The sequence below is a fragment of the Streptomyces sp. SID8352 genome (genome assembly GCF_009862265.1).
Lineage (GTDB): Bacteria > Actinomycetota > Actinomycetes > Streptomycetales > Streptomycetaceae > Streptomyces.
Window position 1 is genome coordinate 155719 of the sequence record NZ_WWGX01000038.1, and the last position, 25510, is coordinate 181228.

Annotated in this window: 27 protein-coding genes and 1 pseudogene; 14 read left to right on the forward strand and 14 right to left on the reverse strand. The window is 73.8% G+C overall.

The window, feature by feature from the left end:
* The first annotated feature begins 1442 nt into the window (after nucleotides 1-1442).
* From GTY84_RS13595 to GTY84_RS13605, 3 genes are all read left to right on the forward strand, one after another.
* Entirely contained in the window at nucleotides 1443-2258 is an 816-nt protein-coding gene (locus tag GTY84_RS13595; RefSeq protein ID WP_161226500.1) for a hypothetical protein, read from the forward strand.
* A gap of 53 nt (nucleotides 2259-2311) precedes the next feature.
* Nucleotides 2312-3502, forward strand: coding sequence for a type VII secretion-associated serine protease mycosin (mycP, locus tag GTY84_RS13600; RefSeq protein WP_161226535.1), 1191 nt, complete (start codon nucleotides 2312-2314; stop codon nucleotides 3500-3502).
* Nucleotides 3503-3614: 112 nt separating this feature from the next.
* Nucleotides 3615-4346, forward strand: a complete 732-nt coding sequence (locus tag GTY84_RS13605) for an SseB family protein (RefSeq protein WP_161226501.1) — start codon at nucleotides 3615-3617, stop codon at nucleotides 4344-4346.
* 36 nt (nucleotides 4347-4382) lie between these two features.
* Here the strand turns inward: GTY84_RS13605 and GTY84_RS13610 are convergent, their stop codons facing one another.
* Nucleotides 4383-4739 carry a DUF1844 domain-containing protein gene (locus GTY84_RS13610; protein ID WP_161226502.1) on the reverse strand — a complete coding sequence of 119 codons (357 nt, stop codon included), beginning with the start codon at nucleotides 4737-4739 and terminating at the stop codon, nucleotides 4383-4385.
* Nucleotides 4740-5138: 399 nt separating this feature from the next.
* Between GTY84_RS13610 and infC the strand changes: the two genes are divergently transcribed.
* From infC to pheT, 7 genes are all read left to right on the forward strand, one after another.
* A complete protein-coding gene (infC, locus tag GTY84_RS13615) occupies nucleotides 5139-5810 on the forward strand; it encodes a translation initiation factor IF-3 (protein WP_161226536.1) in 672 nt (223 codons plus the stop codon).
* A gap of 106 nt (nucleotides 5811-5916) precedes the next feature.
* On the forward strand, nucleotides 5917-6111 hold the full coding sequence (gene rpmI / locus GTY84_RS13620) for a 50S ribosomal protein L35 (protein ID WP_003977225.1): 195 nt from the start codon (nucleotides 5917-5919) through the stop codon (nucleotides 6109-6111).
* Nucleotides 6112-6208: 97 nt separating this feature from the next.
* Nucleotides 6209-6592: a 50S ribosomal protein L20 gene (gene rplT, locus GTY84_RS13625; protein ID WP_004002577.1), complete on the forward strand. Its 384-nt coding sequence runs from the start codon at nucleotides 6209-6211 to the stop codon at nucleotides 6590-6592.
* Nucleotides 6593-6732: 140 nt separating this feature from the next.
* A complete protein-coding gene (locus tag GTY84_RS13630) occupies nucleotides 6733-7593 on the forward strand; it encodes an RNA methyltransferase (protein ID WP_161226537.1) in 861 nt (286 codons plus the stop codon).
* A gap of 53 nt (nucleotides 7594-7646) precedes the next feature.
* Entirely contained in the window at nucleotides 7647-8798 is a 1152-nt protein-coding gene (locus GTY84_RS13635; protein WP_161226503.1) for an ATP-binding protein, read from the forward strand.
* Nucleotides 8799-8943: 145 nt separating this feature from the next.
* On the forward strand, nucleotides 8944-10065 hold the full coding sequence (pheS, locus tag GTY84_RS13640; protein WP_161226504.1) for a phenylalanine--tRNA ligase subunit alpha: 1122 nt from the start codon (nucleotides 8944-8946) through the stop codon (nucleotides 10063-10065).
* Entirely contained in the window at nucleotides 10065-12578 is a 2514-nt protein-coding gene (pheT, locus tag GTY84_RS13645; protein WP_161226505.1) for a phenylalanine--tRNA ligase subunit beta, read from the forward strand. The genes pheS and pheT overlap by 1 nt, the downstream gene beginning before the upstream one ends.
* Nucleotides 12579-12792: 214 nt before the next feature.
* Here pheT and GTY84_RS13650 read toward each other — a convergent pair.
* Nucleotides 12793-12927: pseudogene (locus GTY84_RS13650) on the reverse strand (3-hydroxyacyl-CoA dehydrogenase family protein); the annotation flags it as partial.
* Nucleotides 12928-13425: 498 nt separating this feature from the next.
* Between GTY84_RS13650 and GTY84_RS34655 the strand changes: the two are divergent.
* Nucleotides 13426-13659 (forward strand): helix-turn-helix transcriptional regulator, encoded by a 234-nt coding sequence (locus GTY84_RS34655; RefSeq protein WP_161226506.1) that lies wholly within the window; start codon nucleotides 13426-13428, stop codon nucleotides 13657-13659.
* A gap of 46 nt (nucleotides 13660-13705) precedes the next feature.
* On the opposite strand, the gene GTY84_RS13660 is transcribed toward GTY84_RS34655, so the two are convergent.
* The 4 genes from GTY84_RS13660 to GTY84_RS13675 form a co-directional block, all read right to left on the reverse strand.
* On the reverse strand, nucleotides 13706-13855 hold the full coding sequence (locus GTY84_RS13660; RefSeq protein WP_161226507.1) for a hypothetical protein: 150 nt from the start codon (nucleotides 13853-13855) through the stop codon (nucleotides 13706-13708).
* Nucleotides 13852-14181: a hypothetical protein gene (locus tag GTY84_RS13665; protein WP_161226508.1), complete on the reverse strand. Its 330-nt coding sequence runs from the start codon at nucleotides 14179-14181 to the stop codon at nucleotides 13852-13854. The genes GTY84_RS13660 and GTY84_RS13665 overlap by 4 nt, the downstream gene beginning before the upstream one ends.
* A complete protein-coding gene (locus tag GTY84_RS13670) occupies nucleotides 14178-14687 on the reverse strand; it encodes a hypothetical protein (RefSeq protein WP_161226509.1) in 510 nt (169 codons plus the stop codon). Before GTY84_RS13670 ends, GTY84_RS13665 begins: the two co-directional genes overlap by 4 nt.
* Nucleotides 14688-14790: 103 nt before the next feature.
* A complete protein-coding gene (locus tag GTY84_RS13675; protein ID WP_161226510.1) occupies nucleotides 14791-15993 on the reverse strand; it encodes a helix-turn-helix transcriptional regulator in 1203 nt (400 codons plus the stop codon).
* Nucleotides 15994-16073: 80 nt separating this feature from the next.
* Here GTY84_RS13675 and GTY84_RS13680 point away from each other — a divergent pair, with 80 nt between their 5' ends.
* Nucleotides 16074-16742, forward strand: coding sequence for an HAD family hydrolase (locus GTY84_RS13680; protein ID WP_161226511.1), 669 nt, complete (start codon nucleotides 16074-16076; stop codon nucleotides 16740-16742).
* A gap of 262 nt (nucleotides 16743-17004) precedes the next feature.
* Here the strand turns inward: GTY84_RS13680 and GTY84_RS13685 are convergent, their stop codons facing one another.
* Nucleotides 17005-17694: a hypothetical protein gene (locus GTY84_RS13685; RefSeq protein ID WP_161226512.1), complete on the reverse strand. Its 690-nt coding sequence runs from the start codon at nucleotides 17692-17694 to the stop codon at nucleotides 17005-17007.
* Between the two features lie 432 nt (nucleotides 17695-18126).
* On the opposite strand from GTY84_RS13685, the gene GTY84_RS13690 reads away from it, so the two are divergent.
* Together GTY84_RS13690 and GTY84_RS13695 are read left to right on the forward strand one after the other, a co-directional pair.
* Complete coding sequence (locus GTY84_RS13690) at nucleotides 18127-18558, forward strand: hypothetical protein (RefSeq protein ID WP_161226513.1); 432 nt, start codon at nucleotides 18127-18129, stop codon at nucleotides 18556-18558.
* A gap of 221 nt (nucleotides 18559-18779) precedes the next feature.
* Nucleotides 18780-19463 carry a hypothetical protein gene (locus GTY84_RS13695; protein WP_161226514.1) on the forward strand — a complete coding sequence of 228 codons (684 nt, stop codon included), beginning with the start codon at nucleotides 18780-18782 and terminating at the stop codon, nucleotides 19461-19463.
* A 48-nt stretch (nucleotides 19464-19511) separates the two neighbouring features.
* Here the strand turns inward: GTY84_RS13695 and GTY84_RS13700 are convergent, their stop codons facing one another.
* From GTY84_RS13700 to GTY84_RS13735, 7 genes are all read right to left on the reverse strand, one after another.
* A complete protein-coding gene (locus tag GTY84_RS13700) occupies nucleotides 19512-19880 on the reverse strand; it encodes a hypothetical protein (RefSeq protein WP_161226515.1) in 369 nt (122 codons plus the stop codon).
* Nucleotides 19870-20295, reverse strand: coding sequence for a hypothetical protein (locus tag GTY84_RS13705; RefSeq protein WP_161226516.1), 426 nt, complete (start codon nucleotides 20293-20295; stop codon nucleotides 19870-19872). Before GTY84_RS13705 ends, GTY84_RS13700 begins: the two co-directional genes overlap by 11 nt.
* Complete coding sequence (locus GTY84_RS13710) at nucleotides 20295-20474, reverse strand: hypothetical protein (RefSeq protein ID WP_161226517.1); 180 nt, start codon at nucleotides 20472-20474, stop codon at nucleotides 20295-20297. The genes GTY84_RS13705 and GTY84_RS13710 overlap by 1 nt, the downstream gene beginning before the upstream one ends.
* A gap of 14 nt (nucleotides 20475-20488) precedes the next feature.
* Nucleotides 20489-21409: an N-acetylmuramoyl-L-alanine amidase gene (locus GTY84_RS13715; RefSeq protein ID WP_161226518.1), complete on the reverse strand. Its 921-nt coding sequence runs from the start codon at nucleotides 21407-21409 to the stop codon at nucleotides 20489-20491.
* Between the two features lie 72 nt (nucleotides 21410-21481).
* Nucleotides 21482-23041, reverse strand: coding sequence for an NlpC/P60 family protein (locus tag GTY84_RS13720; RefSeq protein WP_161226519.1), 1560 nt, complete (start codon nucleotides 23039-23041; stop codon nucleotides 21482-21484).
* Between the two features lie 600 nt (nucleotides 23042-23641).
* On the reverse strand, nucleotides 23642-24538 hold the full coding sequence (locus tag GTY84_RS13730; protein ID WP_237532251.1) for a hypothetical protein: 897 nt from the start codon (nucleotides 24536-24538) through the stop codon (nucleotides 23642-23644).
* 47 nt (nucleotides 24539-24585) lie between these two features.
* Nucleotides 24586-25510: hypothetical protein (locus GTY84_RS13735; protein WP_161226522.1), on the reverse strand; the 925-nt coding region annotated here is incomplete at its 5' end.

A 25510-nucleotide genomic window follows, 5' to 3' on the forward strand; every position in this document is an offset into this window, starting at 1 on the left:
CCGGCCGGACCTCGTCGATGGTCGCGCCCCCGCCGGGGGGCTCCGCCGCCGCGGGGGCCCGGCCGGGCGGCGGCTCCTGGGGCTCCTCGGGCTCGTCGGCGGTCCCGGGGCTCCGGCTGGCCTCCGGCGGGCCGGAAGTAGGGGCTCCTCCGGATTCCGCCTCCGCAGCCGGTGCCGTGCCCCCGGCAGTACCGCCGTCGCGGGGGGTGCTCCCTGCCGCCCGTCCGGGCGCCGTGGCCCCGCCGGCTGCCGTGGGCGGTGGCATACCGGCGGCCCAGGACGGCCGCCCGGTGCTCCGCGCGGAGGGGGCGGCACCCGTCGCCCTCCCACCGCCCCCGGACGGGCCACCGCGTCCGCCCACTCCTCCCGGGCTCAGGGCCCCGCACCGCCCGGACCGGCCCCCGGCCACCGGCGCGCCCGGCGGGGACGGCCGGACACCTGCCGCCCCTCCCGGGGACCGGGCGGTCCCCGGGGCCGCCCCGGGGCGGCCGCCGCGGGCTCCGGACACCGGGGGCGTCTGCGGAGGTTCTCTCCCGCCCGACGGCTCCGGCGCCCCCGGGGAGCACGGCGTGCCGGGTGGCTCCGGTACCTCTGGGAAGCCCGCAGCGCCGGGTGGCTCCGGTACCCCCGGGGAACCGGGCGTGCCCGACGGCCCCGCGCAGGACGGCCCCCCGTGGCCCGGTCCCGGCGGCGGGCCGCCGGGCGACCGCCGTGGTCTTCCCGCCCCGCCACCGCCGCCCCCCGCCTCCGCCCGCTTCCCCGACGCCCCGCCGACCGCCGGGCACGACCGGGACGCCCCGTCGCCGGGGGGCGGCACGGACGGGGGAACGACGGAGGCTGCCGTGCCGCGTCGCCCCTCCGCCCCTCCGCCCCATGGCGCCCGCCCGGTGCCGCCGGGACCGGGCACGCACGGCACGCATGGCTCGCACGACATCCCGGACATCCCGGACATCCGGGACGCCCCGGGTGCGCTGTGCCCCCGGCCCGTGGGCCGCTCCGATGCCGTTCCGGCGGCGGACGGCCGGTCCGCCGCGCCCGGGGCCGCCGTACCGGTCCGGCCCACCGCTCCCCTCGCCCCGCCTCCCGAGGGCCGGGGCTCCCGGCGGGGTGCCACCGCGACCCGGGCCGCCGGGCGCGACGGCGACGCCTATCCCGGCGGCGAGCGTGCCCCCGTGCCGCGCCGCCCCTCCGCCCCGGTGCCGTCCCCCCGCCCCGACGCCGCCCCGGCCGCCCGCCGGAGCGCCCCGCCCGCCCCCGCGCCGCGTCGGGCCCCCGCAATCCCCGGCACCGGCCCCCGGGCCACCGGGCCCGATGGCACCGGCTCCCACCGCCCGTACCCCTCCGCCGCCCCGGAGTCCCGGGGCTCCGGTCCCCGTGCCCACCGGAAGTGGACCGCCCGCCCCCGGCCACTGCCGGACCCCGACGCCGCCCCGCTGTGGGCCGTGTCCCTCGGCGAACCCGAGGGGTACGACGGCCGCCTGGCCCGGCCCCGCCGGCTCGGAGCCCGGCTGCGGCCCCGGGCCGTCGCCGCGGCCGTCTGCCTCGTCCTCGGGCTCGCCCTGCTCACCGGCGCGCTCACCGGGAGCCGGCTCTCCGCCGGGAACGGCGACGGAGCGGCCCGCAGCGCCTTCACCGCCGCCGGGGAGCTGTGGCACAGCGTCCCCGTCGACCGGCTCTTCCCGCCCACCCTCGCGGGCCGGGGAGCGGGCCCCGGCGGGGCCGACCGCACCTGGACCCGGGTCGCCGTCGCCCCCGACAGCGGCTGCGCGGGCGCCTTCGACCCCCCGCTCGCCAGGGCCCTCGCCCCCGTCGGCTGCGCCCGCCTGCTGCGCGCCACCTACACCGACGCCACCCGGAGCCATGTCACCACCGTCGGCCTGCTCTTCACCGAGGGCGACGCCGCAGCCATGAGCACCCTGGCGCGGCGGTTCGAACGGGAGGAGCTCACCGGGCGCGCCGACCACGTCCCGATGCCGTACGCCGCCCGGGGCACCGCCGCCGCGCGCTTCGGCCCGGGGCAGCGCGCCTCCTGGACCGTCTCCGTCCTCACCGACGCCCCCGTCGTCGTCTACGCCGTCTCCGGCTGGGCCGACGGCCGCGCCGTCGAGCGGCCCGTCCCCGCCGGAGAGGCCCTGCGGACCGACGCCGCCACCGCCACCGCCCAGGCCGGACTCGGCCACGAGGCGCGGGGCCTCGCCGACCGTGTCGAACGACGGCTGCGCCAGCGGGTCGGCGCGGCCACGGAGCCGCCCGAGTGACCCCCCGCACCGGCCGCCGGGCCACCGCCGGAACCTCCGCGCCCCGTGCCTCCATGCGCCGTGCCTCCGCGTCCCGTGCCGCCGCGCGCCGCGCCGTCGCCGCCCTGCTGCTGGCCGGCGCCCTCCTGCTCGCCCCGGCCCCCGTCGCGCACGCCGACGGCATACGGGCCAAGCAGTGGGGGCTGACCGCCCTGCACACCGAGGAGGCATGGCGCACCACCAAGGGCGCCGGGGTCACCGTCGCCGTCCTGGACACCGGTGTCGAGGCGGACCACCCCGACCTCGTCGGCAACGTCCTCACCGGCCGTGACCTGGTCGGCTTCGGCGCCCGCCGGGGCGAGCGCTCCTGGGCCCGGCACGGCACCGCCATGGCCGGGATCATCGCCGGCCACGGCCACGGGCCCGGCAACTCCGAGGGCGTCATGGGGGTCGCCCCCGAGGCGAGGATCCTGCCCGTCCGCGTGATCCTGGAGGACGGCGACCCCTCCCGCGCGAACGCCCGCAAGACCCGGGGCAACGCCCTGGCCGAGGGCATCCGCTGGGCCGCCGACCACGGCGCGGACGTCATCAACCTCTCCCTGGGCGACGACTCCGCCTCCGCCCACCCCGAGGCCGCCGAGGACGAGGCCATCCAGTACGCCCTGGCCAAGGACGTGGTCGTGGTCGCCTCGGCCGGAAACGGCGGCGAGAAGGGCGACCACGTCTCCTACCCGGCCGCCTACCCCGGGGTGATCGCCGCCACCGCCGTCGACCGGTACGGCACCCGCGCCGCCTTCTCCACCCGCCGCTGGTACGCCTCCGTCAGCGCGCCCGGCGTCGACGTGATCATCGCCGACCCCGACCACCGCTACTACGAGGGCTGGGGCACCAGCGCCGCCTCCGCCTTCGTCTCCGGGGCCGTCGCGCTCGTCAAGTCGGCCCACCCCGGGCTGAGCCCCGCCCAGATCAGGACCGTCCTGGAGGAGACCGCCCGCAACGCGCCCGAGGGCGGCCGGGACGACTCCCGGGGCTTCGGCTTCGTCGACCCCGCCGCCGCCATCAGAGCCGCCGGGCGGCTGTCGCCGAAGACGCCGGGGCCCGCGGCGCACGGGGCCCGGTACTTCGGGTCCGGACCGCGCGAGGCCGCCCCCGACGACGGGCCCGCCGCCTGGACCGCCCCGCTGGCGGGCGGCGCGGGCGCCGTCCTGATCGCCGCGGCCGGCGTCCTCTGGCGCACCCGGCGCGAGCCCTCCGACGACCACTGAGACCCACCACCGCCTGGCCCCGCCCGGCACCTCCTCGACCGGGCTCCCGGCCGCCACCGGGACCGGGAGGCCGGTGCGGGCCGCCGCCCGTCCCCCGATAGGCTCGGGAACCGTGGCGAACAAGAACATCCCCGACTCCGCCTACTCCGACGACGACGGCTCCGCCGACCCCCGGCTCGGCGCGGCCCTCGCCGCCTGGGCCGAGGACCGCACCGCCGTCGGACCGGTGCTGCGGGCACTGAAGGGCACCCGGCTGCTCGTCCCCGTGGTGGCGGTCCTCGGCGAGGTCGAGGAGGACGAGAACGGGCTGCGCCGCGAGAAGACCAGCGACATGGCCGTCCCGACGCTCAAGGCCGACGGCCGCACCGCGCTGCCCGCCTTCACCTCGACCGACGCCCTGGCCCGCTGGGACCCGGGGGCCCGCCCCGTCGCCGTACCGCTGCACCAGGCGCTGCGGGCCGCCGCCCACGAGAAGGCCGACACCATCGTCCTGGACATGGCCGGACCGGTGCCCTTCGAACTGACCGGGCCCGCGCTGACGGCCCTGGCCGAGGGTCGCAGCAGCACCGACCCGCTGACCGACCCCGCCGTCGTGGACGCCGTGCGCGGGGCCGTCGCCGCCGAGTCCGCCGTCCTGCGCGCCCACCTGGGGCCGGGGCAGGCCGACGGCATCCTCGCCCTCGTCCTCGACCCGGGCGCGGTCCCCGCCGAGGCCGCCCGCGCCGTCGCCGGACGGCTGGCCGCCGACGAGACGCTGAGGGCCCGTCTGGTGCGCGGCCTCGACCTGGCACTGCTGCCGGCCGGGGCGACGCCACCGGGCGAGCCGCTGTACGTACGGGGATGACGCGGGCGCCGCGTACGGGGGAGGGGCGGAGGGGGATCAGGCGTAGAGCGGGCCGGTGTACTTCTCGCCCGGCCCCCGGCCCGGCTCGTCCGGGACCAGTGACGCCTCGCGGAAGGCGAGCTGGAGCGACTTCAGCCCGTCGCGCAGCGGCGCCGCGTGGAACGAGCTGATCTCGGTCGTGCTCGCGTCCAGCAGGCCGGCCAGCGCGTGCACCAGCTTGCGGGCCTCGTCCAGGTCCTTGTGCTCCTCGCCCTCCTCGGACAGACCGAGCTTCACGGCGGCGGCGCTCATCAGGTTGACGGCGACCGTCACGATCACCTCGACCGCCGGGACCTCGGCGATGTCGCGGGCCATGGCGTCGAAGTCGGGCGTCTCAGGGGAGGTCTCACTCATGCCGTTCACGATAGGGCCACCGGCCCGCCCCCTTGACAGCAGGACCGGGTGCGCCCCGGGGTTCGCGCACGCGTTCTCGAGCTGCTAACCTTGTGTAACGACCGGTCGGAGTCGCGCGCCCATGGGCAGCGGATCCGACCCACAAGTGGAGGCTTCGAACTCCCACCCGACCGTCCCCCGGGACGGCGGGTCTCCGGTCAGGCGGTCCCGTCCCCGAGGCGGTGACCGGCCCGAAAGCGCGCCCCGCGGCCGTCGTGGTGGTGCTCCGGTAGCAGTTCGAGGAGCCCCGCATGTGACCGTCCGGGGCATTTTTTGTGTGCCGGCCCGGTCAGGTCCAACGAACAGAGACGTTACGCGGCTGTCCGCCAGACCGTCGCGTGGTGCTACCGAGGAGGATCCATCAGCGCCGAGCCCCGCATCAACGACCGGATTCGCGTTCCCGAGGTGCGACTTGTCGGTCCCAGCGGCGAGCAGGTCGGGATTGTCCCGCTTGCCAAGGCCCTGGAGCTTGCGCAGGAGTACGACCTCGATCTCGTCGAGGTGGCGGCGAACGCCCGTCCGCCCGTGTGCAAGCTCATGGACTACGGGAAGTTCAAGTACGAGTCGGCCATGAAGGCCCGTGAGGCGCGCAAGAACCAGGCGCACACGGTCATCAAGGAGATGAAGCTCCGGCCGAAGATCGACCCGCACGACTATGACACCAAGAAGGGTCACGTCGTCCGGTTCCTCAAGCAGGGCGACAAGGTCAAGATCACGATCATGTTCCGCGGTCGCGAGCAGTCCCGGCCGGAGCTCGGCTACCGCCTGCTGCAGCGCCTCGCGGAGGACGTCCAGGACCTCGGGTTCGTCGAGTCGAACCCGAAGCAGGACGGCCGCAACATGATCATGGTCCTCGGTCCGCACAAGAAGAAGACCGAGGCCATGGCCGAGGCCCGTCAGGCGCAGGAAGCCCGCAAGGCCGACGCCAAGGCCAACCCCGGCAAGTCGCAGAACGCCGCCGAGACGGCGCCCGCGACGGACACCGCCGAGGACGAGGCCGAGGCTCCGGCGGGGGCTTCCGCGGAGGCGTGACCCCGGGGGCCCCGGCCCCTGGACAACCGATTCAAGAACGACGCTCCACCGTGCCCGGTTTCACGACCGGGCACCGGAGCGCCACCGACGAGGAGAGTACGGCGCTATGCCGAAGAACAAGTCGCACAGCGGTGCCAGCAAGCGCTTCAAGATCACCGGCTCCGGCAAGGTGCTCCGTGAGCGCGCCGGCAAGCGCCACCTGCTTGAGCACAAGTCGTCCCGCGTGACGCGCCGCCTCACCGGCAACGCCGAGATGGCCCCGGGCGACGCCGCGAAGATCAAGAAGCTTCTCGGCAAGTGACGTACGGGCGCCACTGAGCGCCGTACGGCAGGACCGGGACCCATTCGATACCGGGCCGCGTGAGGATCACCGCGGCCCCGCTACAAGGAGTAACTAAGTGGCACGCGTCAAGCGGGCAGTCAACGCCCACAAGAAGCGCCGGGCGATCCTCGAGCAGGCCTCCGGCTACCGTGGTCAGCGTTCGCGCCTGTACCGCAAGGCCAAGGAGCAGGTCACCCACTCGCTGGTCTACAACTACAACGACCGCAAGAAGCGCAAGGGCGACTTCCGTCAGCTGTGGATCCAGCGCATCAACGCCGCTGCCCGCGCCAACGGCATCACGTACAACCGCTTCATCCAGGGCCTGAAGGCCGCCAACGTCGAGGTCGACCGCAAGATCCTCGCCGAGCTGGCCGTGAACGACGCGGGTGCCTTCGCGGCGCTCGTCGAGGTCGCGCAGAAGGCGCTCCCGAGCGACGTGAACGCGCCGAAGGCCGCGTGACACCGCGCTCGGCCTAGGGGCCGGGCCGAGGACCCGCAGGTGCTGACGCCCTGCGGGTCCTCTGCTGCGCGGAAGGTGTTCCCCCGCGCCGCAGGTGAAGCTTTCCCCTGCTCCGGATACTTGTGAAGGTGATGGAAGAGATGGCGCCCGCCGGTCCCGAGCCGATTTCCCCCCGCTCGCCCCGGGTGACCGCCGCACGGCGGCTGGCCCGGCGGAACTTCCGCGGCAAGGAACGGCTGTTCCTCGCCGAGGGCCCGCAGGCCGTCCGGGAGGCCGCCGGACACCGGGTCCGCGGCACCGCCACCCTCGTCGACCTCTTCACCACCGCCGAGGCCGCCGCCCGCTACGCGGACATCGTCGACGCCGCCGACGCGGCGGGGGCCCGCGTCCACCTCGCCACCGAGCAGGTCATCGAGGACATCTCCACCACCGTCACCCCCCAGGGGCTGGTCGGGGTCTGCCGCTTCCTGGACACCCCCTTCGCCGCCGTCCTCGCCGCCCGCCCCCGGCTCGTCGCCGTCCTCGCCCACGTCCGCGACCCCGGCAACGCCGGCACCGTGCTGCGCTGCGCCGACGCCGCCGGAGCCGAGGCCGTCGTCCTCACCGACGCCTCCGTCGACCTGTACAACCCCAAGGCCGTCCGCGCCTCCGTCGGCTCCCTTTTCCACCTCCCGGTCGCCGTCGGCGTCCCCGTCGAACAGGCCGTGGCCGGGCTGCGCGAGGCGGGCGTCCGGGTGCTCGCCGCCGACGGCGCGGGCGACGACGACCTCGACGCCGAACTGGACGCCGGCACCATGGGCGTCCCCACCGCCTGGGTCTTCGGCAACGAGGCGTGGGGGCTGCCCGAGGAGACCCGGGCCCTCGCCGACGCCGTCGTCCGCGTCCCGATCCACGGTCGGGCCGAGAGCCTGAACCTCGCCACCGCGGCCGCCGTCTGCCTCTACGCCTCCGCCCGTGCGCAGCGCGCCGCCGGAGGGTGCCGCTCCGTCACCGAGAGCTAGTAGGGTGACCAGCTCAGGGGCCCACTTGAACAGATGAGAGGTGGGGTGCGGGAATGAGCGTCGGCACGAGCAGCGCACCGGAGGCACACCGGGCGGTGCGCCCGCCCGCTCCCCGTGCGCCCGGCGACGCGGACGACCACGGGACCGACCCCTGCCTCGACGCCGACGAGCTGCCCGACGGCCTCGTCGTCGCCGACGAGCAGGGCCGGGTGATCCGCTTCAACGCGGCGGCCGCCCGCATCACCGCCGTCGCCGCCGGGGACGCCCTCGGCCGCCGCCTGGAGACGGTCCTCCCCTTAGAGGACCTGGAGGGCCGCCGCTGGTGGCAGCTCACCGACCCCTACGGCGGCCTCGCCATCCGCGTCCGCCAGCCCGAACGGAACCTGCTCCTGCCCGGCGGCCGCGAGGTCCTCGTCGCCGCCCGCTACGTGCGCACCGGACCCACCGGCCCCGTCCACCGCGTCGTCGTCACCCTGCGCGACACCGACGCCCGCCGGCGCACCGAACGCAGCCACGCCGAACTCATCGCCACCGTCGCCCACGAGCTGCGTTCCCCGCTCACCTCCGTGAAGGGCTTCACTGCCACCCTGCTCGCCAAGTGGGACCGGTTCACCGACGACCAGAAGCGCCTGATGCTGGAGACCGTCGACGCCGACGCCGACCGGGTCACCCGGCTCATCGCGGAACTGCTCGACATCTCCCGCATCGACTCCGGACGGCTGGAGGTGCGCCGCCAGCCCGTCGACATCGGCGCCGCCGTCAGCCGCCACATCCAGGCCTACGTCGCCGCCGGACAGCCGGCCGACCGCTTCCTCCTCCGCCTCGCCCAGCCGCTGCCCGCCCTCTGGGCCGACCCCGACAAGGTCGACCAGGTCCTCAGCAACCTCCTGGAAAACGCGGTGCGCCACGGCGAGGGAACCGTCACCATTGACATCACGGCCGCGGCGTCCCCCCGGGAGGGCGAGGACACCGGCACGTCGGTCACGGTGAGCGACGAGGGGCCCGGCATCCCGGAGGAGTCCATGAACCGCGTCTTCACCCGCTTCTGGAGGGGCAGCAAGCGCGGCGGCACCGGACTCGGCCTCTACATCGTCAAGGGCATCGTCGAGGCCCACGGCGGCACCATCACCGTCGGCCGCGCCCCCGCCGGCGGCGCCGAGTTCCGATTTACCCTGCCCGTGGCGATTCCCGCGTACCTCACCTGAGAGACGGCGGACCCCACGGGCACGATCGCGTTCCGCCGCCCCGTTAGACTCGGTCTTTGGCACCTTTGCGTCCGGTTCCGTGGACAGCACGTCTCCGGACCGTGGACGGGGCGTACCAGCCAGCCAATCGGAAGCACGGGAAGAGATGTCGGCACCGAATAAGTCGTACGACCCTGTTGAGGTCGAGGCGTTGAAACCGGAAGAGATCGAGCGCATGCGGGACGAGGCGCTCGCCGCCTTCGCCGCCGCGGACTCCCTCGACGCGCTCCAGGAGGCCAAGGTCGCCCACACCGGCGGGTCCTCCCCGCTGGCGCTCGCCAACCGCGAGATCGGCGCCCTGCCCCCGCAGGCCAAGGCCGAGGCCGGCAAACGCGTCGGCCAGGCGCGCGGCGCCGTGAACAAGGCCCTCGCCGCCCGCCAGAGCGAACTGGAGGCCGAGCGCGACGCCCGTGTCCTGGTCGAGGAGGCGGTGGACGTCACCCTGCCCTACGACCGCGTACCGGCCGGCGCCCGCCACCCGCTCACCACGCTCTCCGAGCGCATCGAGGACATCTTCGTCGCCATGGGCTACGAGGTCGCCGAGGGCCCCGAGGCCGAGGCCGAGTGGTTCAACTTCGACGCCCTCAACATCGGCCCCGACCACCCGGCCCGCGGCGAGGCCGACACCTTCTTCGTCCAGGACCCGGACGGCGGCACCGACTCCGGCGTCGTGCTGCGCACCCACACCTCGCCCGTGCAGATCCGCTCCGCGCTCGACCGGGAACTGCCGGTCTACGTGATCTGCCCCGGCCGCGTGTACCGCACCGACGAGCTGGACGCCACCCACACCCCGGTCTTCCACCAGGTCGAGCTGCTCGCCGTCGACGAGGGCCTCACCATGACGGACCTCAAGGGCACCCTGGACCACATGGTCCAGTCCCTGTTCGGCGCGGAGATGAAGACCCGGCTGCGGCCCAACTTCTTCCCCTTCACCGAGCCGTCCGCCGAGATGGACATGCTCTGCTACGTCTGCCGGGGCGCCTCCGTCGGCAACCCCGACCGGCCCTGCCGCACCTGCTCCAGCGAGGGCTGGATCGAGCTGGGCGGCTGCGGCATGGTCAACCCGCGGGTCCTCACCGCCTGCGGCATCGACCCGGAGAGGTACAGCGGATTCGCCTTCGGGTTCGGCATCGAGCGGATGCTGATGTTCCGCCACAACGTCGATGACATGCGAGACATGGTCGAGGGTGACATCCGGTTCACCCGGCCGTTCGGGATGGAGATCTGATGCGGGTCCCGCTTTCCTGGCTGCGGGAGTACGTCGACCTGCCGGCCACCGTGACCGGCCGCGATGTGCAGGCCAAGCTGATTTCGGCCGGGCTGGAGGTCGAGGCCGTCGAGCACCTCGGCGCCGACCTCAAGGGCCCCCTCGTGGTGGGGCAGGTGCGCACCATCGAGGAGCTGGAGGGCTTCAAGAAGCCCATCCGCTTCTGCACCGTCGACGTCGGCACGGCCAACGGCACCGGTGAGCCGCAGGAGATCGTCTGCGGCGCCCGCAACTTCGCCGTCGGCGACAAGGTCGTCGTGGTCCTCCCCGGCGCCACCCTGCCCGGCGGCTTCGGCATCAGCGCCCGCAAGACCTACGGCAGGGTCTCGCACGGCATGATCTGCTCCGGCGAGGAACTGGGCATGGGCGACGACGGCACGCACGGCATCATCGTGCTGCCGCCCGAGACCGAAGTCGGCAAGGACGCCGTCGAGGTGCTCGAACTCGTCGACGACGTCCTGGACATCGCCGTCACCGCCAACCGCGGCGACTGCCTGTCCCTGCGCGGTGTCGCCCGGGAGACCGCCATCGCCTACGGCCTGCCGCTGCGCGACCCGGCCCTGCTCGACGTGCCCGCCCCCAACGCCTACGGCTACCCGGTGACGGTCGACGACCCCGCCGGCTGCGACCGCTTCACCGCCCGCACGGTGACCGGGCTCAGCCCCGAGGCCCGCTCCCCGATCTGGCTCCAGCGCCGGCTCCAGAAGGTCGGCATGCGCCCGATCTCCCTCGCCGTCGACGTCACCAACTACGTGATGATGGAGCTGGGCCAGCCCCTGCACGCCTACGACCGCGGTCTCGTGCGGGGCACCATCGGTGTCCGCCGGGCCCGGCCGGGCGAGAAGCTCACCACCCTCGACGGGGTCGCCCGCACCCTCGACTCCGGGGACCTCGTCATCACCGACGAGCGCGGTCCCATCGGCCTCGCCGGGGTCATGGGCGGCGCCAACACCGAGATCGCCGACCACGCCGACCTGGAGAACGCCACCAGCGACGTCGTCATCGAGGCCGCCCACTTCGACGCGGTCGCCATCGCGCGCACCGCCCGCCGCCACAAGCTGTCCTCCGAGGCGTCCCGCCGCTTCGAGCGCGGCGTCGACCCGCGGGCCGCAGCCGCAGCCGCGCAGCGCACCGTGGACCTGCTGGTGCTGCTCGCCGGGGGCACCGCCGAGGCCGGTGTCACCGAGGTCAGCGCCCCCTCCGCGCCCCGCACGGTCACCATGGCCGCCGACCACCCCGACCGGGTCGCCGGCGTCACCTACGGCCGCGAGACCGTGGTGCGCCGCCTCCAGCAGGTCGGCTGCGACGTGTACGGGCAGGACGAGCTGACCGTCACCGTCCCGTCCTGGCGGCCCGACCTGGCCGAGCCGAACGACCTGGCCGAGGAGGTCATCCGGCTGGAGGGCTACGAGGAGCTTCCCTCCACGCTGCCCCGGCCCCGGGCGGGCCGCGGTCTGACCCACCGGCAGCGGCTGCACCGCCGGGTCGGACGGGCGCTGGCCGGCGCCGGATACGTGGAGGCGCCGAACTACCCGTTCGTGTCCGAGCAGGTCTTCGACCAGCTCGGCCTGGACGCCGACGACCCGGACCGCCGGGTCGTCCGGCTGGCGAACCCGCTCAACGACGAGGAGCCCGCGCTGCGGACCTCGCTGCTGCCGGGACTGCTCACCGCGCTGCGCCGCAACGACGGGCGGGGCGCCCACGACCTGGCCCTGTTCGAGACCGGACTGGTCTTCCACCCGCGCGACGGGGGCGGGCCCGCCGCCCGGCCGTCGGTCGAGCGGCGCCCCAGCGCCGAGGATCTGGCCGCGCTGAACGCCGCGCTGCCCCTCCAGCCGCGGCACGTCGCCGTCGTGCTGTCCGGTGCCCGTGAGCAGAGCGGCTGGTGGGGCGCCGGCCGTCCCGCCGACTGGGCCGACGCGGTCGAGGCCGCCCGGACCGTGGCCCGCGAGGCCGGTGCCGGACTGGGTGTGCGCAAGGGCCAGTACGGGCCCTGGCACCCCGGCCGGTGCGCCGAGCTGACCATCACGGCCGACGGCACGGAGCGGATCATCGGCCACGCCGGTGAGCTGCATCCGAGGGTGCTGAAGAGCCTCGGCCTGCCCGCGCGCACCTGTGCGATGGAGCTGGACCTCGACGCCCTGGAGAGCGTCGGCGACGACACCCCGCGGGCACCGGGCATCTCCACCTTCCCGGTCGCCACCCAGGACGTGGCCCTGGTCGTCGACACCTTCGTCCCGGCGGCGGACGTGGAGGCGGCGCTGCGCGAGGGCGCGGGCGAGCTGCTGGAGTCCATCCGGCTGTTCGACGTCTACGACAACGCGGAGCAGCTCGGCGAGGGCCGCCGGTCGCTGGCGTACGCGCTGCGCTTCCGCGCGGCGGACCGCACCCTGACCGTCGACGAGGCCTCGGCCGCGCGCGACGCGGCGGTGGCGCTCGCGGGTGAGCGTACGGGCGCGGTGCTGCGCGCGTAGGGAAAGAGCGGGGGAACCGGAGATCCGGTTCCCCCGCTCTTTCGTGTTCCGGGTGCGGGGGGCGCCTGGTGGTGTGCGGAGAGAAAAATACGTGGGCATCTGTCGTCCGGATGTTCCATCGCCACTCATGTGAGCGGCCTATGGACGGTTCGGCGACATCTGCTCACGCATTTCGCGAGAGGGTCCCCCCGAGGCCCGGCGGCCTCGCCCGCCGTCAGCCGTAGCTGTAGAAGCCGGAGCCGCTCTTCCGGCCCAGACGGCCCGCGTCGACCATCCGCTGGAGCAGCGGGGGAGCGGCGTACAGCGGCTCCTTGAACTCCTCGTACATCGAATGGGCGACCGAGGCGACCCGGCGGCCCAGGGCTACAGGCCCCTGACCAGGCGTGTATCCCCTTTCGCAACCTTTCCCGAGGTTCCCTGAACTTTCAGGTTGCGCCCCCCTGAGAACTCCCTCACGGCCTTGAACCTCCCAGAAACCTCCCTCGCGATGAGGGTGCTGGATGCCAGAATGACGAACCCCTCTGCGCCGGTCGTGGGCGCAGAGGGGTCCCACCCATACCGGCGGCGCGCTTCCCAAGGCGTCGCCGGCGGGCGGTCTCGTGGCGGGGTGCAGGCGCGGCTTGGCCTTACGTTGCGACGGATCTCGGGTAGGGGAGCCGCATCAATACTCCCGAGTGTGTGTTCGATTACTGCACGGTACAGGCAGGTGGGCGGCATATGCCAGAGGTGTGCCGGGTCTCACCTACCGAGTAGTACGAGCCTGAGTCTCCCCTGCCATCCCCCAAGATCGCAAAAAGCGGAATGCAGTACGCAGACAATCGACCTTGATCGCCAGAACGTGTGACGGGTGCGAGACCTGCCCGAAGACGACGACTGGACGGCCGCGCGACTCCGAGCTATCGGAGATCGCGTCCGGGCTGAGCGGCGGCGGCAGCGCCTGACCCAGGATGAGGTGTGGCAGGCCGCGCGGGTCGACCGCCGTACTGTCCAGAACATCGAGGCCGGGCGAGAGATGAAGCTCACCACCCTGCTCCGCATCGCCTGGGTCCTGGACGTCCCACCTGCCGACCTCCTCCGGTGAGCGCCGGGGTCCGCGCCGAAGCGATCGGCGGTGTCCCGACCCGGGCTCATCGCACCGGCCCGTCCGGGGCGGTCTGCTTCCGTGATGCCGGGCAGTGGACGGGGTGCACGACGACCTCGGCGGCGCCCGACGCGGAGTGGATCGGGATGGTCTCCGACGTGCCCTTGATCGGCTTGTCGCAGCGTGCGCAGTTCACTGGGGTCCTTCTTCCGTGAGGAGTTGGAGGGTGCGGCGCGCTTCACACGGGCGCCGCCTCTCGCACTGATCGCAGCCATTGGGGTGCTTGGTGTAGGTGGTGGCGGCGACGCGGTGGACGCACGGTCGGCAGCCGCGGGGGTGGATGGGAACGCCGGCGGGGCTGGGGCGGATGCCGAGGTCGACGCCGGTGTCCTCGGTGACCGAGGTCGCACACCAGGGGCAGGCCCGGCCGTCGCGCTGGGCGTCGGAGAGGAGGCGCAACTGCGGCAGCGCCAGCATGGTCGTACCGCGCTGCTCCGGCGTGCTCGCCGCCTGGGCGCTCATGGCGTCCCCATTGCGCTGACCGCCGTGGTGGTCATCCGGGCCACGATCGCGGCGTCGCACAGGCGGCTGGCGCTCGGGGGGACGGACCAGTACGAGGCCCGCGTCGTCGCGCTGTACGAGGTCCGGTCGCAGCGCGGGACGCCGAGGTATGTGCCGCTGCCGAGGTGGGCCACGCCGTCCTTGAGGGCGTGGCCCACCTCGGCAGCGGCCGTGCCGGGTGCGACCAGGGCGTAGTAGCGGCGCCCCTCGACGTCGCAGATCACGGCCCCCCGGAGAACGGCGGCCAGGGCGGCGTCGACAGCCCCGCCCGGCCCCGTGCCGCCGGTGACGGCCAGGACGAGGGGCAGCGGCAGACGCACCGCCGAGAAGGCTTCGCCGAGCGGGAGCAGGGTGATGCCCTGCGCGCCCCACTCGTCCCGGGCCCGGGCCCGGGACGGGGTGTCGAGCGCCGACAGCAGCCAGCGTTCTGCGGTCAGCCGGGGAAGGGCCGCCTCGTCGGCGGTCATGGCGTGCCCTCTACGGTCATCGCATTCTGTCTCATGTACGTAACCGTAAGTAGGGTTCCGTGGTCCAACCGAGCTGACAGTTCGGGTGGACCACGGGCTCGGATCAGACGAGGCCGATCCGCTGTGCCAGGTGCTCGGCCTGCCGGGCGTGCATCGCCCGGGCCCGCCGGATCACCGTCAGGACCACCTGCCGGGCGGCCGGATTGCGTGCGAGGTCCTCCGGCGCCGCCGACTCCAGGGCCAGCAGGGACAGCAGGGCTGCGGCGTCGTCCCGCCGCTGGCTATGGCAGGCTGCCACCTCCAGGCCGAACGTGAACGCCCGCTCCAGGGAGGGCAGGCCGGTGGTGTCGATGGCGTCGGCCGTGTGCAGGGCCTCACCCGTCTCGCCCGCCTCCATCTCGATGGACACGGCGTGCAGCGCAACGTTCGTCGGACCGAACACTGTCCGGCCGACGTTGCTGGTGTCGGGCACCTGGCGGGCCGCGGGCGCGGCATGCGTCACGAGCCGGTCCCGGGCCTCCCACCACCGGCGGCGGCGCGCGGCAGCCACCACGGCGACGAGCTGGAGGGCGCCGCCCATCGCCGCCTGCTCAACTGCGGGCAGCGGCGCGGCCGCCACCTGCTCGGCCGCGTGCAGCGCCAGCTCCTCGGCCTCGGCCGGCTGCCCGGCGGCGAGTAGCACATGCCCGAGATTCCACTGGGCCGCGGCGATCCGCAGCGGATCGTCAGCGTCCTCGGCCGCGCGCATCGCCCGGTCCGCGGCCAGCGTGGCGAGGTCGACCCGGCCCGTGCGGCGAAGGTAGGAGCGGAGCAGGCAGTACAGATCCGATGCCGCCCGCAGGACCGCGCGCCGCTCGGCCGCGTCCGTGCCCGCCCGGGCCGCCCGCACGGCGTGCTCGATGTCGGCCACCAGCCCGGGCAGCGTCTCGGCCGCCCGGGAGAACCGGTCACCGGCGGTCTGCCAGGTACACCACGCCGCCTCCACCCGGTCCCTCAGCTCCCCCGACCGCACGGGCTGCGCGCTGCGTGCCGGGCCGTAGCCGAGGAGCGCACGGCCGACGGCGGCCTCGGCCGTGTCCACGTCGTCGGCCTCGGCGGGTGGCTGCTCGGACAGCAGCGCGGCGGCCGGCACCCCCAGCTCGCGCGCCAGCGCGTAGAGGATCGGCAGGGACGGGACTTTCAGCCCCCGTTCGATCTGGGACAGGTAGTCGGGTGTGATGCCGATCAGACCGGCGACCGCGTCCTGGCGGCGGCCCCCGCGGTAGTGCCGAATCCGGTCCCCGATCGGGAGGTCCACTGCGACCATGTGCCATCTCCTTGCTCCGGTCTCCGAGCGTAGGGTGCCCGCTACGCGGGGAACGCGTTTCGGGACGAGAGGAGACACGGGTGCCGGAGCTGGTGCTATGGGACATCGACCACACACTGATGGCGATGCGAGGCCTGGGCCGCGCTCTGTGGGCGCAGGCGTTCTCCGAGGTGACGGGCGTATCCATGCGCGAGCAGGCCGATGTCACCGGGTCGACGGAGCGTGTGATCCTGCGTGAGACCGCCCGCCTGCACGGGATCCCCTACACGGAGGACCTGTTCACCGAGTTCGCCCGCGCGCTCGGCGGGGCGCACGTGCGGCGCGCGGCAGAGCTGCGCGAGCGCGGCCACGCGCTCCCCGGTGCCGCGGCGGTCCTCTCCACCCTCGCCGGGCAGGGCGTGCGCCAGTCGGTGGTCACCGGCAACGTGCGGGCCGTCGCCGAGGTGAAGCTGGCCACGTTCGGCCTGGACAGCTACGTGAACCTCGCGGAGGGAGCCTACGGCGAGGACGGGGAGGGACGGCCGGAGCTGCTGCGCAGGGCGCTGGCCCGGGCGGAAGTACTCCCGGGAGCCGCTGTGTTCCTCGGCGACACCCCCGCCGACGTCACCGGCGGTCGCGCGGCGGGAGTCCGGGTCATCGCGGTGGCCACCGGCCGGGCGTCCGCCGACGAACTGCGGGCCGCCGGGGCCGCCGAGGTCCTCGGATCGCTCGCGGACCTGCCCGCGGTGATGGCCGCCATCAACGCATGACGAATCGGCCCCGCCTCCCCCATGGCAGGGGAGAACGGGGCCGGTGGCCAGTGGCCGAGGGCCTGATACAGGGTGAAAGCCGGGGCACCCCGCCTGGCTGAAAGCCATTCACCTGGACAGGGAAGCCAGTACGCTCCGCCCTGTCCCTGTGTATTGCTGAACGCGGGAAGACACAGGGCCGGGCGCCGCGTATCCAGGCGAATGGATACGCGTCGGGGCGCCCGGCCCTTCCGGCATACGTCCTCCACCGCGGTGAGGTGCTCTACTCCTCGGCGGCGGAGCGCTCCGCCTGGGCCTGAGCCCGCCGCCACTCCCGGCATCCGGTGCCCCGGCAGGCCGGCCGTGTGGCCCGGCCCTTCGGCTTCCCCCGGTACCCGGCGGGGGAGCCGCAGCCCGGAGCGTTCTCACCCAGCACGCACAGGGACCAGGCGGCTTCGTCGAGCTGGTCGCCGAACGCGAGGTCCCAGGTCGCCCGGCCGTACACCTTCGCCAGGCTTACACCGGCCTCGGCGGCGGCGTCCGCGATGGGCGTACCTGCCGCGACAAGGGTGATGACCTCGGCCCGCGTCTCAGCAGGGAACGCCTCCTCGGACAGCGCCCGCTTCCGCTCCCGGCTCTCGGCGGTGTGAGCCCGCATGCAGACGGGGCACCTGCAACCGACACGGTAGAGCGTGGCGGGCCCGTACCGGTCGTGGTCGTACTCGACCCGGATCGGGCGCGCGGCGATGCGGAGTAGCTGCTTCCCGGTCCAGGTGTAGGTCCGGCCGCCGCGCCGGTGGGGTCGCAGGCGGCTGCCGGGGAGCCAGCCGTGGAGGGCCATGCCGGAGACGTTGGAGAGGGAGAGGCCGAGCAACGCGGCCACGTCCCGGAGCGCGTAGGTCGTCACGGGGTCGATCTGGTCCGCGTATGCGGCCAGGGGGTGAGGTTGTGGCCGGGCGTTGCTGCGCGGCATCCTGCTGTCCTTCCGTCCCGCCCCGTATGCACGGGGAGTACGTGTTCCACTTGCGTCCGCTGTTAACGCTCTCGCAGACCACCCCCGCGTGCACGGGGACAATGAGAAAGCCCATTCGACAGCCACGCAAGGCTAGGGGCCACCCCCGCATACGCGGGGAACGACAGCGCCCACTGATGGGTGTACAGCACCCAACTGGGCCACCCCCGCAGTGCGGGGAAAGTGGCGCGTCCGCCAGGCCCCGACGATAGGGGCGAGGCGTCGAGCCGGTCAACTCCGGCGCGCCGCCCAGCGAACGGCTCCTCAGTGCCGGGCCCCACAACGAAACGGCCCCGCTCTCCCGGAGGAGAATAGTTGCCAACTATGCCTCACGTGAGGCATAGTTGAGGTGTCGTCAGGCGACCGCCCGACACCACCCCAGGGGGAACCATCATGGCCATCAGCAGCCACGACGCCGAGAGGATCCACCGCCTTGCCCAGGACGCCGGCATCCCCGACGCCACGGTCGAGGCGTGGACCGAGGAGGCCGGCGGATACAAGTTCGCCATCACCGACCACACCGGCACCCTCAAGGCCCGCCAGGCCGACGAGGTCCGGGCCCGCATCCGCCGACACGTCCGGGACCAGGAGCAGGCCACCGCGGCCGAGGCCGCGAAGGCCGCCGGAACCGTGCTGCCCCCGCCCGGAACCCCGATGGCCACACCCGCGCAGGTCGAGTACATCCTGGACCTGCTCGCGCAGCGGCACCGCAGCGGAGACGGCGGCGGCTTCATCATGAACGGCCCCACCGACCGCGCCGGGATCGAGTCCCTGACCCGCGCGAAGGCCTCGCTCTACATCACCTCACTGAAGGGGGACTACTGATCACCCGAGAACTCTGGTCCGCTGACCAGGCCGCCGTACACCTCGGCCTCACTCCGGACGCGGCACGAAGACAGCTCTCCCGCTGGGGCATCGCCCGGGCCGGGACCGGACAGTCCACGGCCGGACGCATCACCGCCCTGTACGACGCCGACCAGATCCGCACCGCCCACCGGTCCCGACCCGGACGAGGGGCCCGGACCGACCTCACGGAGGAGACGCACGTGGACTACATGAAAGCGAGGGGCTTCGAGAAGCTCGCCGAGCGGGGGCTCCAGCCGCTTGAGGACTACCCCGGCTCCACACGGAAATGGTGGCGGATGCGCTGCCTGACGTGCGGCGCCGAAGTCCGGCGCCAGTACGCGATGCTGTCCCCGTGCCTCCACGGCAAGCCCCTGTCCCCCACGCAGCAGGCGAAGGCCGCAGCGCTGGAGGCCGCGGCGACAGAGCGGGTCCGCGCCGCCGGGTGGGAGCCCGCGGAGCCCTTCCCCGGCTCCACGTCCGCCGGATGGGACCTGCGGTGCACCTCCTGCCAGGGGATTTCGCGGCGCCTCTCGACCCCCGCCGCGGTCAAGCCGTGCCACCACCCGGTCCGGCCGACGGAAAACACCGCCGAGCAGGTCGCCGAACTGCGGCGCCAGAGGGCCGAACGGGAGTGGCTCCAGGACGTCGTGAAGCACCGGACCGGCAAGCTCCAGACGAAGAACCTGCGGGCCCTGGAGGACTACCCCGGCGAGGGCCAGCTCTGGTGGGTGCAGTGCAAGTTCTGCTCCCGGGCCTGGCAGATGCCCGAGGACAACCTCCGCGCCTGCCCGCACAAGGGCGCCGGGCACCCCGGACACCCACCGCTCCCGGAGCCGACCAAACGGTCCAAGCGGCCCGCGACGAAGCGCACGCCCCGAGCATGACGAAGCGGCCCCGCCCTTCCCCCGGCGGGGGGAAGGGCGGGGCCGTGGTCATGGTGTGAGGTCGTGCAGGTAGGGCTGGACCTCGTCGGGGACCGGCTGCGGTGGTGGCGGCGGCTCCAGGTGCTGGGCGCGCATGTAGCCGACCAGAGACCGGGCCCAGCCCGCGAGGTAGCGGATCGCGAAGTCCTGGGCCGTGATGCGTTCCCGGTCCCGCTCGGTCTCGGCCTCCAGCTCGTCGATCCGCTCGCCCTGCCGTGTGATCTCCCGCTCCATGCGGTCGGTGACCGCGGTGAAGTCGTCCCGCCTGCGCTGGCCCCGGGGCTGGCGGCGGCCGATGACGGCGGTGGTGATCCCGCCGACCGCGGTGACGCCGGCGACGGCGAGGGCGGACAGCGCGGTCAGCATTTCAGGTCTCACGCGGGGGCTCCGATCGTGCGCGCGGCGGTTCGTCCCAGCCGATCGCCACCAGGCAGACCGTGCCGAACGCCGCGAAGATGGTGGCGATGACCCAGCCGCGGGGGGACTCGCCGAGCGGCCACCAGGACACGAGGTACGCGCCGGCCCACGCGGAGGCGATGGCCCAGACCGCGAGGAACCCGGGCCAGTCCCGGCGGGGCGGCAGCCAGGCGCAGGCCAGCGCGGCGGCCCCGGCCGTGATCCACGCCCAGCCCCATGAGTCGAGCGGCATGACCGTCAGCAGCAGCGCCAGGCCCTGCTCGTCGCCGGTCGGCTGGACGATCTGCCCGGCGCCGTAGCCCACGGCCATGACCCCCTTGAGGGTGAGCAGCGCGCCGCGGCGGCCGAGCCGCTCGGCGGGCCGCCGCGCCCGCATCAGCTCTCCTTCGGCCGGTTGGGGACGGCGTAGACGATGCCCCAGGCGCCGAGGACGGCGAGGGCTATGGTGATGCCCTCCCCGGTGGTCAGGACGCCGTCCTGGACGGCGGTGACGGCGGCGGTGGCGCCCGCCGCGAGGCCGCCGACGATGCTCTTGGCGATGGGTGAGATACGCATGAGGGTCCTTCCGGTCAGGAGGTGACGGCGAAGCCGTGGCGGTCGCCGAGGCGGTCGAGGGAGGCCCGGCCGGGGATGCCGTCGGCGGCCTTGCCGGTGTAGCCGAGGCGCCGCTGCCAGGCCGCGTAGGCGGTCACGGTGGTCGTGCCGAAGTGGCCGTCGCTGTACCTCTTCGCGAGGAGGCCCTCGTCGACGAGGGCGGCCTCTACGGTCCGGACCCCGGCGTAGGTCACGGGAGTGCCGCGCAGGCCCGGGTTGGAGCGGGCGGCCTTCACCAGCTCGGACAGGTCGACGACCGGCCGGGCCGGGACCGGCCGCGGCGCGGGGGCCGGGGTCTTGGCCCCGAGCCGTTTCGCGATCCGCCGCTCGATGTCCGCCCAGTCCAGGCCCGGCCCGCGCGGGTCGACCTTGCCGGGCTGCCAGTCCAGGTGCCGGATCACGGACCGGGCGTCCCAGCCGTGGTGCCGGCAGACCGCGGTGGCCGCGCGGACGATCGCCTCGACCTGCACGCCGGGCCACGGGTCCTGGCCGTCGCCGAGGTTCTCGCACTCGAAGCCGTAGAAGTGCCGGTTCCCGTCCGTCGACGCCTCGTTGTCGGGCGGCAGGGGGCGCTCGGCGATGACCGCGGCGAGGACATCCGGGTCGCCGAGCCCGGCGTGGTTGGCGCGGCCGTAGCCGACCAGGTGCACCCGGCCGTCCTTCGCGATGACGCCGTGGCACAGCGGGCCCGGCAAGTCGGAGTGCCCGTCGCGGCATATCCGGACGGTGGCGGCGGTGCCCCGGGTGACGGAGTGGTGGACCATCACGCCGTGCACCGGGCCCCAGGGGCCCTTGTGGTCGCGGTTGCGGGTTGGCCAGGCGCCCTCCTGGACGACGATGAGGCCCTCGGCCTCCAGGGCGGCGAGGAAGGCGGGCGCGGGCATGGGGTCGGCCATGGGGCCTCCAGACATAGGAGAAGCCCCGGCCGGGTCGGCGCGGGGCTGCGGGGCGGGCGGGGTGTGCGGAGGTCAGAAGCGTCGGATCAGGCGCAGGCTGGTGGCGTAGAGACCGGTGCCGTCGAGCGCGGAGCTGCCGCCCAGGTCGCCGAAGGTGGCCGCATTGGGCGTTTTCCTGCTGTTGATGAAGCGGGGGCGGCCGTGCTGGTCGACGCCGAGGTAGATGCCGTTGTGGTCGAGCTGGCCCGCGACCGGGTCGGAGCTGTCGGCGTCGAAGTGCGGGACGTCCCCAGGCAGCATGGCGGTGAGGGGCGGCGCGGTGTCCACCGCCTGGGCGACGATCACCCCGGGCCCGGACGGTCCGATGTTCTTCGTCTGCCGAGGCAGGTTGATCCCGTTGAAGTCGGCGCTGCGGGTCCGGATCATCGGGAGGCCCATGTGGNAGCCGTAGACCATCCGCACGAATCCGGAGCAGTCCATGCAGCCCAGCTCGGTGGCCTTGGCGGTCTCCGACTCCCCATTGGGAAAGGTCCAGTCGACGCCCATGTAGTCGTGGAAGTCGGCGCCTTCGATGCGCAATCCGTCCGGGCCGGACGGCCCGTACATGGACTGCCCGGCCACCTGCACCCCGGCACCGAGCCGAGGGTCGAACACCGGCGGGGCGCCCGTCGCGTACATGACGGCGTAGGCCAGCGCGTCGGGGGTGGTGTCGGCGGCCCATGCCTGGATCTGCGCGGCGAGCGCCGGGGACCACTGCCCGGTGAACGGCTGGGGCAAGGTACGCACCCAGGTGTCGTGGGTGATCACGGGCGGGTCCGGCCANGCCCCGCTGTAGAGCTGCACGTCGTGGACGCGGAAGACGAACGGCACGGCCGTCGAGCCGGACGAGGCGATGCCGCGGACGCCGATCCGCCCGGCGCCGAGCGTCGCGTCCACGACCTCGTGCGCCCACGTGGCGGGCTCCGGGCTGCCGTCCTTCCAGGCCCGGCACCGCAGCGTCGTGCCCTGCCGCTGGGCCCGGATGTGCCACACGTCCCCGACCGTGTAGCCGGTGCCCAGCTCGACCGCCGCGCCGAGGGTCGTGGTGGCGCTGGGGGTCTGGCACTCCAGCACGAGCTGCACGACCCCGCTCGTGAGGACGGACAGCCGCGCGCGGTACTGGCTGGTGCTGGTGGTGTAGGCGAAGCTCAAGGCGAGCGACGAGGCGTTGCCGGTGGGCATTCTGTCCAGCGACCAGGACAAGCGGGCGTCCAGGTCCGTCACGTCGTTGACCAGCGACGTGTGCCGGGAGGCGTTGACCGCCGTGATCGCCATGAGGCCCCGGCCGGGCGTCACCGTGTAGTCGGTATCGACGCCGTTCGAGTTGGACCAGGAGCCGCCTGCGGGCGACACCCCCCATCCGCTCGTGGTCGTCCGCTGGAAGACGTCGACGAACGGCCTCTTGTCCTCGGTGAAGGACCGCGCCGCGCCGCGCACGGTCACGGTCTTCGCGCCCTCGGTCAGCGTCGCCAGCAGCCCGCGGGGGTCGTACACCCGCAGCAGCCGCGGGACCCCCGCGACCACCTCCGTCACCAGCGGTGCGCTCGGCGGGCGCCGGTCGTGCTGGTCGTCCAGCACAGCGAGCAGCGGCATTCAGAGCCCCCTGATGTCGAGCTGGATGGTCACCGCGGTGGGCGCCCCGGAGGCGCTGCGCACGGCGACCGCGAAGGTGTCCCCGGTGTCGAAGGTCGCGCCCTGGATCTCCGGTCCCGACAGCCACGTGTCCGCCACGGACAGAGACAGGTCGGTGGGCAGCAGGTCGCCCCCGTTCCTGGTGGCGTTGATGGTGAGGCCGGTCCCGCCGACGCGGTAGCCACGGACCGCGGTGATCGTGCCGGGACTCGGCGCCCGCCAGATCACCCACGCCCCGGCCGCCGGCGCCGTGACGACCACCGCCTTCGACGACTCCCGCAGGCGGGCACTGACGTGCGCGTCCAGCCACACCCGNGGCCCGCCCGCGTCCCCCCACATCCCGTCCACCCAGTGCGGGCCCTGGAGATCGGGGATCGCCCCGTNCTCGTCGGAGAAGACCGACTCGACAGCGGCGCCCGTCGAGTCGAGCAGATCCGTGTACCGGGTCCCGTCGACCTTCGAGTCCCAGAAGGTGATCTCCCGCGCGGCGCCCACGCCCCACTGTCCGTCCACCGGAATCACCACGAAGTCCCCGATGCCTGCACCGAAGGAGTACCGCACTCAGTTCACCGCCCAAGAGACCTGGCCGGGGAGAATCAAGTCCCCGGCGGAGATGGTGGGATGCGAGGTCAGCCACACCTGACCCGCCCTCGCCGATTCGTTCGCGGCGTGGATGGTCACCGCCGCCGGCCGCGCGCCGGACACNTAGGCGATCGACCGGATGGACCGCGTGGGGTGCCTGTAGGTCGACGGAATCAGCACCGGGAGCCGCGACTCCGCCGCAGGCGCGACCTCCCCGCCGGTCCGCTGGAAGGTTCCGAGCCGCAGATTGACCTGCCCGGCCGCGTAGTCGAGGACCGAGTCCGCCTCCACGGCCCAGCCGGACTGAGGGGCGGTCACGATGACCGTGCCCGCAGCCTCGTAGAGGGTGATCGTCTTGGCACCGTCGTAGATCCGCAGCCGCTTGGTGTCGGTCTCCCACGTGACGTCCCCGACCTCCGGGTTCGGGTTGGTCTGGGCAGTCGACGTTCCTACTCGGATGGTCCGGCCCACGTACCGCTCACCGCGCGTCACGGTCACCGACAGAGCGCCCGGCGGAACCGTGACGTTCCCCAGCAAGGTCTCGTAGTTGGGGAGGTCAGGGCCGGTGGCCAGGGTCGGTGGCCCGCCGCCCGGGGTGCCCTTCTTCACGACGGCTCGCACCGTCCAGGTCGTGCGCGACAGGCGCAGGATCACCCGGTCGACGCGGGCCTGCCCCGACGTATTGGGGTCGATGGTGAGGACGTCGCCGGTCGTACCCGACGTCCAGCCGTGCCCAGAGACACAGGCGAATTGATCGGCCCGCACCTTGACGGTCAGGCCGACGCCGGCGGTGACGACGGCGGGATCGGCAGGCGAGCCGTAGACGCCACTCCCGGTGAAGTGGCGGGCCATTTGCTCGTACTCGACATCGGTCAAGAAGCGGTCATTGTGCTCCGGACTCGGCCAGGACTGCTGGGCCATGGCTACCTGCCTTTCGCTTCGATTCGTCCCAGGCGGTACGCCAGGTCCCGCACGGTGCGCACCATGCGGGTCTCGGTGGTCTGGTCAGTGGAGCCGATGACCGAGGTCACCTGCTCGCCGCCTTCGGGGGTGGCCTCCAGGCGGATGCTCCGCACGATGTCCGTGACCTCCAGCCCGGTCGGCAGCTCGACCGTGACGCGGTCGCCGAGCCCGTAGTCGCGGCCCGCCTGGAGGTCGTCGGTGTCCACNGTCTCGGTGGACAGGGAGACCTGGGCGGCGTCGTCGGCCAGGGCCCGGCGGGCNGCGAGNGTNAGNTCGCCTTCGCTGTCGTCGTCGGTGCCGGNCTCCTGGACCAGGCGCTCGACCCGGTACCAGGTGGCGGCGGCGCCCGACGCCGTCTCCAGGTAGAAGCGCAGGTTGGGCGGGGTGGACGGCTGGGCTGGGTCGCCGCCGCCCATGACCAGGGCGGACGTGCCGGTCGGCGCCCCCAGCGTGAAGGCGACGCGCCGCAGGTTCCCGAGGCCGCTGGAGAACCGGGCTGTCCCGGTCCGGTCGCGCGGGGCGTACACCCCGAAGCGGATCTCGCTGCCGACCTGGCGGGTGCGGAAGCCGAGCCCGTCGCTGACGGCCGCGGCCCGGCACGCGTCGAGCAGCGGCTCGAACCGCGTGCTGATCGTCCGGTTGGTGCCGACCCCGGCGACCGTGTCCAGGACGAGCCGCTCAATCCGGCGGGCGGCGAGCGCGCTGGGCCCGCAGTTCTCGTTCACGAGGCTGCGGATGATCGACTCGGCGTTCACCCCGGGGAACTTCCGGGTCTCGTCGAGGTAGGTGGTCTGGGCGGTCCACGCCTTGGCGGGGTCGGGGTAGGTGAGGTATCCGGCGATCCGGCCGAGGTCGTCGGTCCAGCGGGCCGTGACGGTGCCGGTG

Coding starts and splice junctions, on each gene's coding strand:
- mycP (WP_161226535.1), top strand. CDS start 2,312: ATGCGCCGTGCCTCCGCGTCCCGTGCCGCCGCGCGCCGCGCCGTCGCC.
- GTY84_RS13610 (WP_161226502.1), bottom strand. CDS start 4,739: ATGAGTGAGACCTCCCCTGAGACGCCCGACTTCGACGCCATGGCCCGC.
- rpmI (WP_003977225.1), top strand. CDS start 5,917: ATGCCGAAGAACAAGTCGCACAGCGGTGCCAGCAAGCGCTTCAAGATC.
- GTY84_RS13630 (WP_161226537.1), top strand. CDS start 6,733: ATGGCGCCCGCCGGTCCCGAGCCGATTTCCCCCCGCTCGCCCCGGGTG.
- GTY84_RS13635 (WP_161226503.1), top strand. CDS start 7,647: ATGAGCGTCGGCACGAGCAGCGCACCGGAGGCACACCGGGCGGTGCGC.
- pheS (WP_161226504.1), top strand. CDS start 8,944: ATGTCGGCACCGAATAAGTCGTACGACCCTGTTGAGGTCGAGGCGTTG.
- pheT (WP_161226505.1), top strand. CDS start 10,065: ATGCGGGTCCCGCTTTCCTGGCTGCGGGAGTACGTCGACCTGCCGGCC.
- GTY84_RS13665 (WP_161226508.1), bottom strand. CDS start 14,181: ATGAGCGCCCAGGCGGCGAGCACGCCGGAGCAGCGCGGTACGACCATG.
- GTY84_RS13670 (WP_161226509.1), bottom strand. CDS start 14,687: ATGACCGCCGACGAGGCGGCCCTTCCCCGGCTGACCGCAGAACGCTGG.
- GTY84_RS13675 (WP_161226510.1), bottom strand. CDS start 15,993: ATGGTCGCAGTGGACCTCCCGATCGGGGACCGGATTCGGCACTACCGC.
- GTY84_RS13685 (WP_161226512.1), bottom strand. CDS start 17,694: ATGCCGCGCAGCAACGCCCGGCCACAACCTCACCCCCTGGCCGCATAC.
- GTY84_RS13690 (WP_161226513.1), top strand. CDS start 18,127: ATGGCCATCAGCAGCCACGACGCCGAGAGGATCCACCGCCTTGCCCAG.
- GTY84_RS13705 (WP_161226516.1), bottom strand. CDS start 20,295: ATGCGGGCGCGGCGGCCCGCCGAGCGGCTCGGCCGCCGCGGCGCGCTG.
- GTY84_RS13710 (WP_161226517.1), bottom strand. CDS start 20,474: ATGCGTATCTCACCCATCGCCAAGAGCATCGTCGGCGGCCTCGCGGCG.
- GTY84_RS13715 (WP_161226518.1), bottom strand. CDS start 21,409: ATGGCCGACCCCATGCCCGCGCCCGCCTTCCTCGCCGCCCTGGAGGCC.